Source organism: Bradyrhizobium sp. WSM3983, from assembly GCF_000473045.1.
In the GTDB taxonomy this organism is placed as follows: Bacteria; Pseudomonadota; Alphaproteobacteria; order Rhizobiales; family Xanthobacteraceae; genus Bradyrhizobium.
Genome location: NZ_AXAY01000029.1, coordinates 72,706 through 87,627 on the forward strand (window position 1 = coordinate 72,706; position 14,922 = coordinate 87,627).

General features: G+C 62.1%; 14 protein-coding genes. 8 read left to right on the forward strand and 6 right to left on the reverse strand.

Annotated features, from left to right (window positions below):
- Positions 1-66: 66 nt before the first annotated feature.
- The 3 genes from YUA_RS0131705 to YUA_RS0131715 are packed head-to-tail and all read left to right on the forward strand — an operon-like array spanning position 67 to position 2,729.
- Positions 67-1,512: an LVIVD repeat-containing protein gene (locus tag YUA_RS0131705; protein ID WP_027534314.1), complete on the forward strand. Its 1,446-nt coding sequence runs from the start codon at positions 67-69 to the stop codon at positions 1,510-1,512.
- A 2-nt stretch (positions 1,513-1,514) separates the two neighbouring features.
- Positions 1,515-2,060: a hypothetical protein gene (locus YUA_RS0131710; RefSeq protein WP_027534315.1), complete on the forward strand. Its 546-nt coding sequence runs from the start codon at positions 1,515-1,517 to the stop codon at positions 2,058-2,060.
- A 51-nt stretch (positions 2,061-2,111) separates the two neighbouring features.
- Entirely contained in the window at positions 2,112-2,729 is a 618-nt protein-coding gene (locus tag YUA_RS0131715) for a LysE family translocator (protein WP_027534316.1), read from the forward strand.
- 24 nt (positions 2,730-2,753) lie between these two features.
- Here the strand turns inward: YUA_RS0131715 and YUA_RS0131720 are convergent, their stop codons facing one another.
- Positions 2,754-3,575, reverse strand: a complete 822-nt coding sequence (locus tag YUA_RS0131720; RefSeq protein ID WP_027534317.1) for an N-formylglutamate amidohydrolase — start codon at positions 3,573-3,575, stop codon at positions 2,754-2,756.
- 92 nt (positions 3,576-3,667) lie between these two features.
- Here YUA_RS0131720 and YUA_RS0131725 point away from each other — a divergent pair, with 92 nt between their 5' ends.
- Both YUA_RS0131725 and YUA_RS0131730 read left to right on the forward strand, forming a co-directional pair.
- Positions 3,668-4,579 carry a transglutaminase family protein gene (locus YUA_RS0131725; RefSeq protein WP_027534318.1) on the forward strand — a complete coding sequence of 304 codons (912 nt, stop codon included), beginning with the start codon at positions 3,668-3,670 and terminating at the stop codon, positions 4,577-4,579.
- 45 nt (positions 4,580-4,624) lie between these two features.
- Positions 4,625-5,023 (forward strand): gamma-glutamylcyclotransferase, encoded by a 399-nt coding sequence (locus tag YUA_RS0131730; RefSeq protein WP_027534319.1) that lies wholly within the window; start codon positions 4,625-4,627, stop codon positions 5,021-5,023.
- Here YUA_RS0131730 and YUA_RS0131735 read toward each other — a convergent pair.
- The 3 genes from YUA_RS0131735 to YUA_RS51985 form a co-directional block, all read right to left on the reverse strand.
- Entirely contained in the window at positions 5,020-5,583 is a 564-nt protein-coding gene (locus YUA_RS0131735) for a chlorite dismutase family protein (protein WP_027534320.1), read from the reverse strand. The two genes, YUA_RS0131730 and YUA_RS0131735, sit on opposite strands and share 4 nt — an antisense overlap.
- A 268-nt stretch (positions 5,584-5,851) precedes the next feature.
- Positions 5,852-6,088: a BrnA antitoxin family protein gene (locus tag YUA_RS51980; RefSeq protein ID WP_035972341.1), complete on the reverse strand. Its 237-nt coding sequence runs from the start codon at positions 6,086-6,088 to the stop codon at positions 5,852-5,854.
- Positions 6,089-6,107: 19 nt separating this feature from the next.
- Positions 6,108-6,428, reverse strand: a complete 321-nt coding sequence (locus YUA_RS51985) for a BrnT family toxin (RefSeq protein WP_063627833.1) — start codon at positions 6,426-6,428, stop codon at positions 6,108-6,110.
- 332 nt (positions 6,429-6,760) lie between these two features.
- Between YUA_RS51985 and dnaG the strand changes: the two genes are divergently transcribed.
- Together dnaG and rpoD are read left to right on the forward strand one after the other, a co-directional pair.
- Complete coding sequence (gene dnaG / locus YUA_RS0131750) at positions 6,761-8,791, forward strand: DNA primase (protein WP_027534323.1); 2,031 nt, start codon at positions 6,761-6,763, stop codon at positions 8,789-8,791.
- Between the two features lie 373 nt (positions 8,792-9,164).
- Positions 9,165-11,321 (forward strand): RNA polymerase sigma factor RpoD, encoded by a 2,157-nt coding sequence (gene rpoD, locus YUA_RS0131755; RefSeq protein ID WP_027534324.1) that lies wholly within the window; start codon positions 9,165-9,167, stop codon positions 11,319-11,321.
- A 129-nt stretch (positions 11,322-11,450) separates the two neighbouring features.
- Here rpoD and YUA_RS0131760 read toward each other — a convergent pair whose 3' ends face one another.
- Both YUA_RS0131760 and YUA_RS0131765 read right to left on the reverse strand, forming a co-directional pair.
- Positions 11,451-12,608: a pentapeptide repeat-containing protein gene (locus YUA_RS0131760; RefSeq protein ID WP_027534325.1), complete on the reverse strand. Its 1,158-nt coding sequence runs from the start codon at positions 12,606-12,608 to the stop codon at positions 11,451-11,453.
- A gap of 442 nt (positions 12,609-13,050) precedes the next feature.
- Complete coding sequence (locus YUA_RS0131765) at positions 13,051-13,287, reverse strand: hypothetical protein (protein WP_027534326.1); 237 nt, start codon at positions 13,285-13,287, stop codon at positions 13,051-13,053.
- Between the two features lie 809 nt (positions 13,288-14,096).
- Here YUA_RS0131765 and YUA_RS0131770 point away from each other — a divergent pair.
- Positions 14,097-14,903, forward strand: coding sequence for a lytic murein transglycosylase (locus YUA_RS0131770; RefSeq protein WP_027534327.1), 807 nt, complete (start codon positions 14,097-14,099; stop codon positions 14,901-14,903).
- The last annotated feature ends 19 nt before the right edge of the window (positions 14,904-14,922 follow it).

The window sequence follows — 14,922 nt, forward strand, 5'->3', positions numbered from 1 at the left end:
GCGCCCGCAAATGGCTGTGCTAACCTTGAAGCTCAGCCAACGCAGATTGGTTCCGGGAGGACTTTGATGTTCCGTTGCGTCTTGACTGCAGCCGCCCTCGTCCTTTTCGCCGGTAGCGCTTTCGTTCACGCCCAGAAGCAGAGCATCGGTGCGCCGCCTGAGGCGTCCAACATGAAGCTCATGGGCACCAACGATCTCCAGGCGCGTAGCGCCTATCAGCCGACCATCCATCACCAGGGCGACCGCTGGATCGCCTATATCGGCCACCACGGTGGCACCGATGACGTGCCGGCGCCCGTCAATCCGATGACGGGCAACGCCGAGCCGAACGGCACCTCGATCGTCGATGTCACCGATCCCGCGCATCCCAAATATCTCAGGCATCTGCCGGGGCAGGAGGGAAAATACGAATCCGGCGGAGCACAGATGGTGCGCGTGTGCGACGGCAAGACCTTGCCAAAGGGCGATCCCAACGCAGTCTACATGCTGCGCACCTTCGGCAGTGAGGCGCATGAGATCTGGAACGTCGCCGATCCCGCCAATCCTGCGCTGATTACGCGCATCGGCGGCTTGAAGGATACGCACAAGAGCTGGTGGGAATGCGACACAGGCATTGCCTATCTCGTCTCGGGCGCGCCGGACTGGCGCACGCGGCGCATGACGCAAATCTACGATCTCTCTGATCCCGCGCATCCGCAAAAAATCCGCGACTTCGGTCTGCCCGGTCAGGAGCCAGGATCGACCGGCGCTGTGCCGACCGAACTGCATGGGCCGATCTCGACCGGGCCGAACGGCAACCGCGTCTATTTCGGTTACGGCACCAACAAGGGCGGCATCTTGCAGATCGTCGATCGCGAAAAGCTCTTGAACGGACCGAAGGAGCCGACGCCGGACAATCTGCGCTATCCCGAGATCTCGCGGCTGCCGATGTCGGCGTTCAACGGCGCCCACACCACGTTTCCGATGCTCGACATGCCGGTTGCGGAATTCGCCGCGGACAAGGACGGCAAGACCCGCGACATCGTCATGATCGTCGACGAGGCGATTTTGAACGAATGCGGCGAGGCGCGGCAGATGGTGTGGTTCGCCGACGTCACCACCGAAACGCGGCCGATGATGATCTCGAGCTACACGGTGCCGGAGGCGAGCGGGCAGTTCTGCCAGCGCGGCGGCCGCTTCGGCTCGCATTCCTCGAACGAGAGCATGGCGCCGGTCTACTACAAGAAAATGGCCTTCATCGCCTTCTTCAATGCAGGCGTGCGCGCGCTCGACATCCGCGATCCCTATCATCCCAAGGAAATCGGCTACTTCATTCCTGCGATCACGCCGGCCACCGACAAGCGCTGCATTCCGGTCGAGGGCGGCGAGCGTTGCAAGGTCGCAATCCAGACCAACAATGTCGAGACCGACGACCGCGGCTACATCTACATCGTCGACCGCGCCAACACCGGCCTGCACATTCTCGAGCTGACCGGGCCGGCACGCGCCGTCGCCGGCCTGCCGAAGAACTGACGATGCGGCGCGCGGCGACGATAGCGCTTGTCCTTGCCGCGCTAGGCGCGTCCGGCGTCGGGGCCTATCAGCTTGCGCCGCAGGCTACGCCGACATCCGCGCATTGGCGTGAGCTTGCCTGGCCGTTTCCGCGCGATGGCTGGCCTGCGGGCCGTGCGTTTCGCTGCGAGGGAGGTGCTTGCGACGGCGCCGAGCTCTATGTCCGCGCCAAGCGCGGCTTCTGCAATTGCGATAGCGGCGTCGCCGATGACGACGAGGTCGATCGTGTGGCCGATATCGATCTGATCACGCCGCGCTTTGCGGCGACCGCGCCGGGCGAGGTGGTGCATGTCGGCGAGCTGCGCGGTCGTGCGCGGCGCTATGATCTCGCCATCTATGACGGAGCCAGCCACGCCGCGGCTGGTATCGCCGTCTCACGGCGCTGCGATCTCTTCGTTGCGGCGGCGCAGGGGCGGGGCGACGCCAACGCGATGCAGCATGCGGCGCTCGCATTCCTGGAGACGCAGGAGATGAAGGCGTGGGTGACAGCGGCGCTGGACGGAAACTGAGTGCCATGCATTAATACGAGCAAGCGCCCCCCAGCTTGAGTCCCCATCATGATGTCCATGCAAGCCTATCTCGCCTTCGTCGCCGCCTGCATTGCGCTCGCGCTGCTGCCGGGGCCGATCGTCACCCTCGTCATCGCCAACGGCTTGCGCCACGGCACGCGCGCGGCGCTGACCAACATTCTCGGCGTGCAGGTGGGGCTGCTGATCGTGATTGGCATCCTTGCGGTGGGCCTCACCTCGCTCATGGCAACAATGGGCTATTGGTTCAACTGGGTGCGCTTTGCCGGCGCGGCCTATCTGGTCTGGCTCGGCATCAAGCTGATCCGCTCTCCGGTCGAGGGCGTCGACACCGACGCGCCACCGCCTCCCCCTCGCGGTGGCTTCCTTTTGCAGGGCTTCGTCGTGGCGTTGTTGAACCCCAAGCTGCTTGTGTTCTTCGGCGCGTTCATTCCGCAATTCATGGACATGAGCAAGGATCATCTGTCGCAGGTCCTGGTGCTCGGCATCACCTTCATGGTGCTCGCCGGCTTGACGGACGGGATCTACGCGCTGCTTGCCGGTCAGGCCCGCAGCTTTTTCTCGGCCCGACGCACCCGCATGATGTCGCGCGTGTCCGGCGGCTTCATGATCGGCGGCGGCATTTGGCTGGCGCTGACCCGGGCCAAATGAGCTGGCAGCCCAGTTGAATCTTCGTCACGGGCGGTGCGTCCAAGGGACCAGCCGCTCCGCGCGCAGCTCGATTTCGATCTCCGCAAAGATCCGCGCCAGCCGCTCCGCCCATTGCTGCTGGCCGGATTGATCCGCGATCAGATCCTGGCGGATCTCGATGCCGGTGTTGACGAGGCCGCGGGCCTCGCCGTGGACGGGGATGGTGTAGTCGCTGAGATCGCTCACCGCATAGGGTTCGTTGTCGCCGACGACGAGATCGCCCTCGGCGCGCAGATGTTTTAGCAGCAGCTTCGGCAGCACGGTGTCGCGATTGTAGAGCGCGCCAATGTGCCAGGGCCGCGCGACGCCGGCATAAACAGGCGTGAAACTATGCAGCGACACCAGCACCGTCGGCCGCTTGGCGTGTACCCGTCTGTCGATCGCCGCGTCGATGCGATGATGATAGGGCTCGAAGATCTCGCGCCGCCTTGCCGCGCGCTCGCCGTCCGAAATGCCCTCGTTGCGCGGGATCGCCGTCGCCTCGGAAATGACAGGGATCGAGCTCGCAACGCCAGGCGAGCGATTGCAATCGATCACGAGCCGCGAGTAGCGCTGCGCGATCAGGTGTGCATCCAGCATTTTTGCGAGTCGCTCGACGACGCCGGCGATGCCGATGTCCCAGGCGATGTGCCGGGTCAATTCGCTGTCGGAGACGCCGAGATCTCCGAGCGCGCGCGGCAAAATCCGGCCGTAATGGTCCGATGTGAGCAGGAAGGGTGATGCTCCCACCGCATTCACCTCATGCACTGGCGGAATATCGCCTTCGCCAAGGAGTTGATCCGTCGCCTCGGCTGTGTCTAAAGCCATCCCGATTGCCTATGGAAAAAGCAGTCGCCCCGGAAATTGGGCAAAGAATCGCTATAAATGGGCCTGCCCAAAATCACCATGATCTCCAGACGATGCCGCTGCTGACGATTCATCACAAGACCGAATATCGCTACAATCGTCCCGTGGCCTTTGGCGAACACAGATTCATGCTGCGTCCAAGCGACGGTCATGATTTGCGTGTGCTCGACTCCAAGCTCAGGATCTCGCCGGAGCCGATGTCGCTGCGCTGGATCCACGACGTGTTCGGCAATTCGGTCGCGATCGCTGATTTCGATGGGCGCGCGGATAGGCTGATCTTCGACTGGCATGTCACTGTCGAGCACAATCCGGTGGAAGAGTTCGCGCTGACGCCGGATGATCCCGCCTACTTCTATCCCTTCGTCTATGCCGACGCAGAACTCCCCGATGTCGTCCAGTACATCTCGCCGCAATACCCCGATCCCGAGGGCAAGATCGCGGAATGGGCGCGCGGCTTTCTCGATGGCACCGCGCCGTCGCCGACATTCGAAATCCTGAGCCGCATCACGCACGCCATCCGCAAGCAGTTCAAATACCGCAGGCGTCACGAGCCCGGCACGCAAGCCCCGTGCGATACGTTGCAGTGGGGCACCGGCACCTGCCGCGACTATGCGCTGTTCATGATCGAGGCGCTGCGCCGTCTCGGCATCGCCGCGCGCTTCGTCTCCGGCTACATCTTCGTGCCCGAGGACATCGCGCAGCACCATGTCGGCGGCGGCTCGACCCACGCCTGGGTGCAGGTCTATCTGCCGAGCGCGGGCTGGATCGAGTTCGATCCGACCAACGGCATCGTCGGCACCCGCGATCTCATCCGCGTCGCCGTGGCGCGTGACCCGCGCCAGGCCATCCCGCTGCACGGCATCTACATCGGCACCCAGGACGCCTTCGATGTCATGGAGGTGAGTATCAGGGTGGTCTTGGACGAGGAACGCAGCGGCGAGGAGCTGGAAGCGGAGGTTTTGTAAATCTGCCGCGATTTGCACGTTGCTGATTGGCGGCTATAGAAGGCCATGACCTCCGATCGTCTCTTCGTCTACGGCACCCTGATGCGCGGCTTCGACCATCCGATGGCGCGGCTGCTGGCGCAGCATGCGGATTTTCTGGGTGAGGCGACCTGTCGTGGCCGGCTCGTGCTGGTGAAGCATTATCCGGGATTGCTGCTGTCCGACGCGTCATCGGACGTCGTTCATGGCGAGCTCTTCCATTTGCGCGCAGGCGATGAGCTCCTGGGCGAGCTGGATATGTACGAAGCTTGCGGTGAGGGATTTCCGGAGCCGACGGAATATTTGCGCCAGCTGATTGACGTGACCGGCGCGGCCGGCACGACTGGGCCGGCCTGGACTTATGTCTACAACTGGCCCGTCACTGATCTGCCGCGTATCGAGTCCGGCCGCTTTCTCGACCACTAGGCCGACAGCACTTCCTTCACCACGCGCACGTCGACCTCGCGCTCGACATAGGTCCATTCCTCGGTCCGCCTGAGCATTCCGACCAACTCCTCGAACAGCGAGGCATGCGGGGGCGCGAACTCGAACCAGGTCAGGAAATCGAAGGGCTCGCCGAGGTCGCGGCAGTGATAGAGCTGGCGTGCGATCGCGGGCAGAAAACGAAGACTGCTCGCGATGTGGTGCGACTTGTCTTCAAAAATCTTGCGCCGCTCTTCCTGCGTGAGATCCCACCAGGCCTGCGATTTGCGGATCGGGATCAGCGCCGCGTATGTGGCCTCCAGCCTGCCGAGGCTGGCATGCACACTCGTGAGCTGCTGCTTCTCGGCGCGCTCGGTGTAACGCAGCGTGCTGGAAACACCGACCAGGCGCCACGCGTTGCGCGAGGGCACCAGCGGCAACGAGACGGCGTTGCCGTCGATCACCGACAGCGCCGGCATGAAGGGCAGGGGCTCGCCTGTGACCGGCGACATCGAGGTCACGCGCCAACCCCCGCTCTGGCCACCCCGAAAGGTCCTGAACATGGCCTATGGAAGCGTGGAACCGTGCGGGGTTCAAGTGGCTCTGTTCGGTCATTCCGGGCTATCCGTTCCGTCATCCTGAGGTGCTCACACTGCAAAGCAGTGTGAGCCTCGAAGGATAACGGCCGAGATGCAGCCGGGCCGTCGCCCTTCGAGGCTCGCCGGAGAGGCGAGCACCTCAGGGTGACGGTCAAAAATAATCGCTCTTGGCGGTATCCGGGCTGCGGCCCGGAACGACGAGATCGGGACTGAGGCGCGAAGTCGCGATCTCTTAAGCGCTCTTTTTCGGCTTCGACTTCTGCTGCATGTATGAGCGCAGCACCGCATTCATGCGTCGCTGATAGCCCTCTCCCTCGCGCTTGAAGAAGTCGAGCACGTCCTCGTCGACGCGGATGGAGATGGCCTTCTTTCTAGGCGGCACGACTAGAACGGCGTCTGACCAGTCGACATCGATCGGCACCGCATCGGGATCGTTGGCGACGGCCTCAGCAATATCTTCATCGGTCAGTGCGTCGACGCGCGCCCAGTCAGTCTTCCCCTTTCTGGGGAAGTCCCTTGAAACGATGGTAATATTTCTCTCGCTCGTCGCGTTGCGCGCGCCGGACCGAGATGAGCCAGCAGACCGCCCCGCGGAGCGCGCACGCGACTTCCCGCCCGTCGATGTAACCGAAGATTTGGTACCTGATTTCGTCATTGCGATCCGACCGGCGGATGAAGGTATAGCCGTCGAGAATTCCGCGCGCGTCCTCGAAGTCGATTCTGTGAGTTCGCAGATTTGTCGCGCGCTTCTTCGGATCCCATCCAAAGTCGCGAACGCCTGCGAACAGCGGCTGCAAATCTTCCGTCATGGCAAGTTATCCCGATGACACCGCATCTTGCCACGCATGAGATTTGCTATGACGTCTGAAGCCGTAGCCGCGACTTCATCGCACTTCTGTATATACAAACGTAATTGTTGTATGTCAACGACTACGGTTCCACCAGGAAAAGTTGAAGCTGTGTGCTGCATCGACGGCAGTCTATTAGGTCCGCGTGGGGATTCCGTTGCGAGAGAAATTTCTGGCCCTGTGAATAGGTCGAATAACCCGGATAACCCACCTAAACCTCACTTCTGGGCAGGCCGCACCTATATCCCTGATCCCTTCGCCCGACTCACCCGGTTTCGCGCTACACAATGGCTATGCGCTTCACGCCCCAATTCCTCGACGAACTGCGTGCCCGGCTTTCGGTCTCCGAAGTCGTGGGCAAGCGCGTCAAGCTGAAGAAGGCGGGGCGGGAGTGGAAGGGGCTGTCGCCGTTCCAGCAGGAGAAGACGCCGTCCTTCTACGTCAACGACCAGAAGGGTTTTTACCACGATTTCTCCTCCGGCAAGCATGGCGACATCATCGACTTCTTGATGGAGACCGATGGCCTGCCGTTTGCCGAAGCGGTCGAGCGGCTCGCCAGCATGGCCGGCCTGCCGCTGCCGGCGGTGACGCCGGATGCGGCGCGGCACGAACAACGCCGTCGCACGCTGCATGACGTCATGGAACTCGCTGCGAAGTTCTTTTCGGAAACGCTGGCCTCGCGCGTCGGTGCGAAAGCGCGCGGCTATCTCGCCGACCGCGCCATCTCGCCGGCGACGCAATTGCAGTTCCGTCTCGGCTATGCGCCGCCGCCGCCGGAGCGCTTTGCGCTCAAGGAGCATCTCGGCAAGCTTGGCGTTTCCGTCGAAGACATGATCGAGACCGGCCTCCTCGTGGCCGGCAACGACATTCCCGTGCCCTACGACCGCTTCCGCGACCGCGTGATGTTTCCGATCACGGATCTGCGCGGCCGCGTCATTGCCTTTGGCGGACGCGCGCTGGAGAAGGACGTTCCGGCCAAATATCTGAACTCGCCGGAGACGCCGCTCTTCCACAAAGGCGACAATCTCTACAATCACCAGACCGCGCGCAAAGCCACCCATGACGGCGCAGCCCTGATCGTGGTCGAAGGCTATGTCGACGTCATCGCCATGGTCACCGCGGGTTTTGCAGGCAGCGTGGCGCCGCTCGGCACCGCACTCACCGAAAACCAGCTCGCGCTGCTCTGGAAGATGGCGGACGAGCCGATCCTCTGTTTTGACGGCGACCGCGCCGGACAGAAAGCCGCGTATCGCGCCGCCGATCTCGCGCTGCCGTTTCTCGCGCCGGGCAAGAGCCTGCGCTTTGCGTTGCTGCCGGAAGGGCAGGACCCCGACGATCTCGCGCGCTCCGGCGGTCGTGGCGCGATCGAGGAGGTGATCGCGGCGGCACGCCCGCTCGCCGACATGATCTGGTCGCGTGAGCTCGAAGGCGGCAATTTTGCTACGCCCGAGCGGCGCGCCGCGCTGGAAGCGCGCATCAAGGAATTGTCCAACGGCATCCGCGACGAGGTGGTGCGGCGCTACTATCGCCAGGATCTCGCCGTGCGACTGCAGCGCACGTTTGCGCCCGACGGCGGTCGCGGCGGCTTTGCCGGCCGGGGCAATTTCCGCGGCCAGTCCGGCCGCCCGTTCCTGCCCCGTGGCGGAGGACAGGCGAATCGATTCGGTGGGCAGGGGTTTGGCGGCCAGGGATTTGGCGGAGGCCGCCGCGGTGCGCCCGGTCCGACCCTGCTGCCCTCCGGCCCCTACCAGGCGGCCAGCCCCCAGCTAGCGGCAAGTCCCATCATGAAGGGCCAGCGCAGCGCGATCTCCCGCCGCGAGGCGCTGATTCTGCAGATCCTGATCAACCACCCCTGGCTGCTGCACGATCATCTGGAAGAGGTCGCTGCCCTGGAGCTGGCCCATCCCGAGGCCCACAAGCTCCGCGCCGGCATCATCGCCGCCTTCGCCAACGACCATCACCACTCATCGGACCCCGGCGAGCTGGCCGAGAAGATGCGCGCCGATATCGATAAGGGTGGATTTTCTCAGCTTCTTCAAAGGGTTGAGAATGGCATCACGAACGCAGCGGTGTGGGGCGCCCGCGAGGGCGCGGCCAGGGATGACGTTCTCGCCACCTGGCACCAGCTCGTTACCTTGCATCGGCAATGGCATTCACTACTTAGAGAGTTGAAGGACGCCGAGCTGGCCTTGGGGGAGGACCCCAGCGAGGCCAATTTGGCGTGGCTGCGTGACGTCAAGGCTCGGATAGGCGAAGTCGACGGCACCGAGGCCCTGATCGAGGGTTTTGGCGAGCTGTCGGGCCGGTTCCAGAAGAGCGTGTGATGAAAGAATCATGCGGACGGCCGGGGCCGGAACCGCTAAAAGACTCGCCAAATCCAAGGTTTGGCGGCAAAAACAGGGTTAATCGAGGCTTAACGGTCTTGTAGCACTTTGGCCCCCAGGCGGCCGCAGGCAGAACAGACGCGTCAGGAATGAATCCGCGCAATAGCTGTTGGCACTTCACCTGCATCCGCTGCGACAAAGAGGCTCACGAAGCGTTAGGCAAATCCGGCGAGAGAAAGGTCGGGGTGGCGAGAGATGTGCGCGCCGCCCTTTCCGTGTCGAGATCTGGCGAAGCGAGAGCGTCGAGCAACAGGTTCAAGTGATTTCACGCGGGCGCGCGCACGTCTGCATGAAACGCGTTTAGGAGCAATGGATGGCCACCAAGGCAAAGACGCTGCAGGCGAAGGACAAGGAAAAGGACGACAAGGCAGCGGACGCGCCGGAGAAGGACTCCCAGGACGCGCCGTCGCCGTTGCTCGATCTGTCCGACGCGGCCGTGAAGAAGATGATCAAGCAGGCCAAGAAGCGCGGCTTCGTGACCTTCGATCAGCTCAACGAAGTTTTGCCGTCCGACCAGACCTCGCCCGAGCAGATCGAGGACATCATGTCCATGCTCTCGGACATGGGCATCAACGTCACCGAAGCCGACGATAGCGAAGGCGAGGAGGACAAGGACGAGGGCGGCGAGGACGAGACCGACAACGAGCTCGTCGAGGTCACCCAGAAGGCCGTTACCGAGGTCAAGAAGAGCGAGCCGGGCGAGCGCACCGACGATCCCGTGCGCATGTATCTGCGCGAGATGGGTACGGTCGAGCTGCTCTCCCGCGAAGGCGAAATCGCCATTGCGAAGCGCATCGAGGCCGGCCGCGAGGCAATGATCGCGGGCCTCTGCGAAAGCCCGCTGACCTTCCAGGCCATCATTATCTGGCGCGACGAGCTCAACGAGGGAAAGATCTTCCTTCGCGACATCATCGATCTCGAAGCCACCTATGCCGGGCCCGATGCCAAGGCTGGCATGAACAATGCGATGATCGCCGGTCCGAACGGTGAGAATGGTGAAGCGCCGGCCGAGGGAGGTCCGGCTGCAGCGGCCGTGGGTGCGCCCGCGCATGTCGCGCCGCCCGCCGCTCCCCCGGCGCCGACCCCGTTCCGTGCCGCGCCTGCCGGCGGCAATGCCGGTGAGGCCGAGAAGGATCCTGCGGAGTCCGCCGCCGAAGCCGACATGGACGAGGACGACGAGTTCGAGAACCAGATGTCGCTCGCGGCCATCGAGGCCGAGCTCAAGCCCAAGGTCGTCGAGATCTTCGACAAGATCGCCGATAGCTACAAGAAGCTGCGCAAGCTTCAGGAGCAGGACATCCAGAACCAGCTCGAGAGCACCTCGCATGGGCCCTCGCTGTCGCCGCACCAGGAGCGCAAGTACCGCAAGCTCAAGGACGAGATCATCGTCGAGGTGAAGTCGCTGCGCCTGAACCAGGCGCGTATCGACAGTCTCGTCGAGCAGCTCTACGACATCAACAAGCGCCTCGTCTCGCATGAGGGCCGCCTGATGCGCCTCGCCGATAGCCATGGCGTCGCGCGCGAGGACTTCCTGCGCAATTACACCGGTTCGGAGCTCGATCCGCGCTGGCTCAACCGTGTCTCGAAGCTTTCGGCCAAGGGCTGGAAGAATTTTGTTCACCACGAGAAGGACCGGATCAAGGACCTCCGTCACGAGGTGCATCAGCTTGCTGCGCTGACCGGTCTCGAGATCATCGAGTTCCGCAAGATCGTGCACTCCGTGCAGAAGGGCGAACGCGAAGCCCGCCAGGCCAAGAAGGAGATGGTGGAAGCCAACCTCCGTCTCGTGATCTCGATTGCGAAAAAGTACACCAACCGCGGCCTGCAATTCCTCGACCTGATCCAGGAAGGCAACATCGGCCTGATGAAGGCCGTCGATAAGTTCGAATACCGCCGCGGCTACAAGTTCTCGACCTACGCCACGTGGTGGATCCGGCAGGCAATCACCCGCTCGATCGCCGACCAGGCGCGCACCATCCGCATCCCCGTGCACATGATCGAGACGATCAACAAGATCGTGCGCACCTCGCGCCAGATGCTCAACGAGATCGGCCGCGAGCCGACCCCGGAAGAGCTGGCCGAGAAGCTCGGAATGCCGCTCGAGAAGGTCCGCAAGGTCCTCAAGATCGCGAAAGAGCCACTCTCGCTCGAAACGCCGGTCGGTGACGAAGAGGATTCACACCTCGGTGATTTCATCGAAGACAAGAACGCGATCCTCCCCATCGACGCCGCGATCCAGTCGAACCTGCGCGAGACCACCACGCGCGTGCTCGCCTCGCTCACCCCGCGCGAAGAGCGCGTGCTGCGCATGCGCTTCGGCATCGGCATGAACACCGACCACACGCTGGAAGAAGTCGGCCAGCAGTTCAGCGTGACGCGCGAGCGTATCCGTCAGATCGAGGCGAAAGCGCTGCGCAAGCTGAAGCATCCGTCAAGGAGCCGGAAGCTGCGGTCGTTCCTGGATAACTAATTAGGACCGTCATGCCCCGGCCGGACCCGGGCATCCATCCAAACGAAAACGGCGGGCCCAAAAGCCCGCCGTTTTTTTATCGGATGCGAGCGATGCCGTCGTCGGGCTGGTTCGGGCTCCGAACGTCACTTATTTGCACGCAGGGATGTTCCCGTTCAGGAACGGATTACTCTGTATCTCCTTGCGGAGATCCAGCGAAAAATAGGGCTGTTCAGATTTGAGTTGTTCGGGCGTCATGTTCGGTTTGCCGACGCACGCCGTTTCCAGCTGCTTTGCAGTCAGCTTTTGTGCCCCCTTGAAGCTAGCGCGGGATATGACAGCTCGTGCAAAGCTGGCATCCTTCAAGACTGCGCCGGAAAAATCGGCGCCTTGAAGCCCGGCACCGCTAAAGTCTGCCCCTTCAATATTTGCGTCAATGAAGTGAGTAACGAACCTCCTCCGCTCGTTTCCGTCATCGGTACCCTTTCTGTCGTCTCCATCGGTCCCCTTATGAAGGCGATTGCCAATTTCCTCAGTCCAGCCGGGATTGAGGTAATCACCCGCGTCGATGCCCATCAACTGTGCATAGGAGAGGTCAGCTTTACCAAAGTCGGCTCGGAGCATTTTCGATCCTGAAAGCCGTGCCTTGGCAAAGCCCCCGATCACCCCCCACTCATCGAGAAGGTCCAGTCCGACAAAGCAGCCTCCTTCCAAATTGAGCCGTTTCCCTGTCGGGTCATCGTCTTTTCTTCTTTCGCCAATAATCCGCATGGCAAGTTGTATGGTCTTTTCGCGTCGAAAGCTCTCGCCGCGATAGTTGCCACACGCCGCTTCTGCGCCATCGGTCAGGAAAGCTGCAACTGCATCGTAGACAGCGCGATGATAGGTTCGATCGCTTCGCGCGACATAGGACAGTACATAGAGTGCTTCAGCACGGGCATCGGCCTTCGAGTCTGACGCCAAGAGTTCCTTGACTGATTTAGCAAACAGATCAGCCTTCTTTTCCCTGAAGGCATCCTCATTGCTGTTGAGTTGCTGGATAGCCGTAATGAAGGCTAGAAGGGCAGCAACACCGCCAATCACCTGAATGATGGATCCGCGTACCTTGCTGCGGGTTTCAATCAACTTCGTCAGCGCGTCGAGATCAACCTTGTTGGTTTGTGTATTAGCTTTCGCCTTTGACCAAGGTACGGAGAGCTTCGGCCAGAGCCAGATGATCAGCACGCTCGCGGTAATGTAAATTGCGATCGAGATAGCCGCGGTCCTCGCCGAGACTTGATATCCCCACAACCACAACGCTGTTTCCATAATTTCTCTCCAGTATGATGTCTTCGTAAAATGAGATCAGCCTGATACCGGAAGTATAATATGAAGAAATATTCTATTTGAAGGAGAATCTTTCAGGGGAGCTTGCAGATGAAATCGACACCCCAGACGAGTTCGGCTGCATGTGAAGAGCTGCCTGCAGGGACATCAACGAGCGACCCGACGCGCTAGCGCATATTGGTGCCTCGCTCGACGACCTCAGGCGACGCCTCGATGCCACTGACGAGGCCCGGCGGCTCATCATTTGTGGGAGCGGATGCTGCGATCGCGCTGTGGCGGCTAACGCCGAGAGACGGGCGGTTGCGGCGCTGCTGGGCATCGCGTGGTATTGCCGTTCACGCGGTGCTTCTATGACCGGTTTGCCGATCTGCTGCTTGCCTGGAATAAATGGAGAGGACGTTGGTGAGCGCCTGCCTAGGCGAGCCTACTTCTTCTTCGCCCCGACCCGGTCGAGGCTCTTGATCTCTAGCGGCGGGCGGCCGGATTTTTCGGCGATCTCGCGGTCCTGCTCCATGATGAAGGCGCGCGCGGGCTCGTCGCCGTCGAGGCCTCCGAGCAGCTCCGAGGGCACGCGCCGGTTGGAGCGTTGGGAGCCGTCTTCGTAGAAGACGTTGAAAAAGGCGAATTCGCCCTTGGGATTGGTTCCAGGTTTTTTGGCCATGGCGGCTTGTCGTCGATCAGGGCGCCGCAGTCAAATGACTTCGACAGCCGCCAGCGTCAATCTGGCAGCTTTCTGTGCAGTCGTTTGGCGATTTGTTTGCCCGATCGGAGCGCCGAGCGCCCCGGAAGGTCCGATGCGACCCTCACCCTCAATAAACGGCGGGCCGATAAGCCCGCCGTTTATTTTTGGTCTTCAGCGTCGCCCGGGGCTGGCAGGGCGACAACCTGAGATAGAAGGCTATAGCTTGCGCCCTGCGATGGCAAGATAAATCGTAGTGGTGTTGATGTCGCAGTGAGCGCATCAGATATGCGGCGAGCGTCGCTGCCCGTTCCCGCAATTTCGCGAAGCAGATGCTTGGATCATCGAAATAGTTTGTTCATCTTGCAGCGCTCTCGCAATGCAACGAGAACGCGCGCATGCGTTGTGAAGGTGATCGGGCAAGCGTCGTGCTGCGTGCACAAGCTCTCATCCCGCGCATGCAGATCAATGTCGTTCGTGCGTTGGACACATCACATTGGCTGTCTGTGCGCTCTCTTCCGTCATTCCGGGGCGCGCGAAGCGCGAACCCGGAATCCATTGAGCAGCAGAGTTGGTGGAGGAGTGGATTCTCAGGTGCGCAATTGCGCACCATAGCTCACGACTCGTCGCGCCCCGGAATGACGGCAGAGGTTACAGCGCCACAAACTCCAGCCGCGAACGCCTCCGCACGCGAGATCAGTTCTGGCGTGGTTTGCCGCTTTGACGCGAATCCTGTTCCCGGGCATGATCGCCCGCTGCCTTCCGCGCATGGTTCCCAAGGATTTTCCCGCATGTTGAGATACGCTCTCGCCGTCGCTTCCATCGTTTGTCTGGCCGGCGGGTCGGCTGAGGCCGCGCGTTGCGGCGGCGACTTCAACAGCTTTGTCGCCGGCATGACGGCGGAAGCGCAGGCAGCCGGCATCTCGGCAGGCGTGACCAGCGCGGCGTTTGGCGGCATCACCCAGGATGGCGCCGTGCTCGCCTTCGACCGGCGCCAGCGCTACACCTTCAACAAGAGCTTTGAGCAGTATGTCTCGACCCGCGTCGGTGCCGGCCGCATCAATGGAGGCCGTGCACTGCTCCAGCGCCACGCGGCCTTGTTGTCGCGCATTGAGCAGCAGTTCGGCGTGCCCCGGCAGATCCTGGTTGCGATCTGGGGCCTGGAGAGCGATTTCGGCAAGGGCGACATCGGCAAGCTGCCGGTCATCCGCACGCTTGCGACGCTCGCGCATGATTGCCGCCGCACCGAGCTGTTCCAGGGCGAGTTGCTCGCCGCGCTCAAGATCGTCCAGCGCGGCGACCTGCCGCTGCGCGACCTCATCGGCGCCTATGCCGGCGAGATCGGCCAGACCCAGTTCCTGCCGTCGTCCTACATCAAATACGGCGTCGATTTCGACGGCGACGGCCACGTCGACCTCCGCCACAGCGTTTCCGACGTGCTCGCCTCGACCGCCAACCTGCTGCACAGCAACGGCTTCAAGATGGGCCAGCCCTATGAAGAAGGCTCAGCCAATTTCGATGCCATGCGTGAGTGGAACAGGGCGGTGATCTATCGCAAGACGATTGGGTACTTTGCAGATCGGCTGGTGGGACAGTAAGGCGGGCGCAATGGCGGCG

Coding starts and splice junctions, on each gene's coding strand:
- YUA_RS0131710 (WP_027534315.1), top strand. CDS start 1,515: ATGCGGCGCGCGGCGACGATAGCGCTTGTCCTTGCCGCGCTAGGCGCG.
- YUA_RS51985 (WP_063627833.1), bottom strand. CDS start 6,428: ATGACGGAAGATTTGCAGCCGCTGTTCGCAGGCGTTCGCGACTTTGGA.
- rpoD (WP_027534324.1), top strand. CDS start 9,165: ATGGCCACCAAGGCAAAGACGCTGCAGGCGAAGGACAAGGAAAAGGAC.
- YUA_RS0131760 (WP_027534325.1), bottom strand. CDS start 12,608: ATGGAAACAGCGTTGTGGTTGTGGGGATATCAAGTCTCGGCGAGGACC.
- YUA_RS0131770 (WP_027534327.1), top strand. CDS start 14,097: ATGTTGAGATACGCTCTCGCCGTCGCTTCCATCGTTTGTCTGGCCGGC.
- YUA_RS0131765 (WP_027534326.1), bottom strand. CDS start 13,287: ATGGCCAAAAAACCTGGAACCAATCCCAAGGGCGAATTCGCCTTTTTC.
- YUA_RS0131735 (WP_027534320.1), bottom strand. CDS start 5,583: ATGTTCAGGACCTTTCGGGGTGGCCAGAGCGGGGGTTGGCGCGTGACC.
- YUA_RS0131705 (WP_027534314.1), top strand. CDS start 67: ATGTTCCGTTGCGTCTTGACTGCAGCCGCCCTCGTCCTTTTCGCCGGT.
- YUA_RS0131715 (WP_027534316.1), top strand. CDS start 2,112: ATGTCCATGCAAGCCTATCTCGCCTTCGTCGCCGCCTGCATTGCGCTC.
- YUA_RS0131720 (WP_027534317.1), bottom strand. CDS start 3,575: ATGGCTTTAGACACAGCCGAGGCGACGGATCAACTCCTTGGCGAAGGC.
- YUA_RS0131725 (WP_027534318.1), top strand. CDS start 3,668: ATGCCGCTGCTGACGATTCATCACAAGACCGAATATCGCTACAATCGT.
- YUA_RS0131730 (WP_027534319.1), top strand. CDS start 4,625: ATGACCTCCGATCGTCTCTTCGTCTACGGCACCCTGATGCGCGGCTTC.
- dnaG (WP_027534323.1), top strand. CDS start 6,761: ATGCGCTTCACGCCCCAATTCCTCGACGAACTGCGTGCCCGGCTTTCG.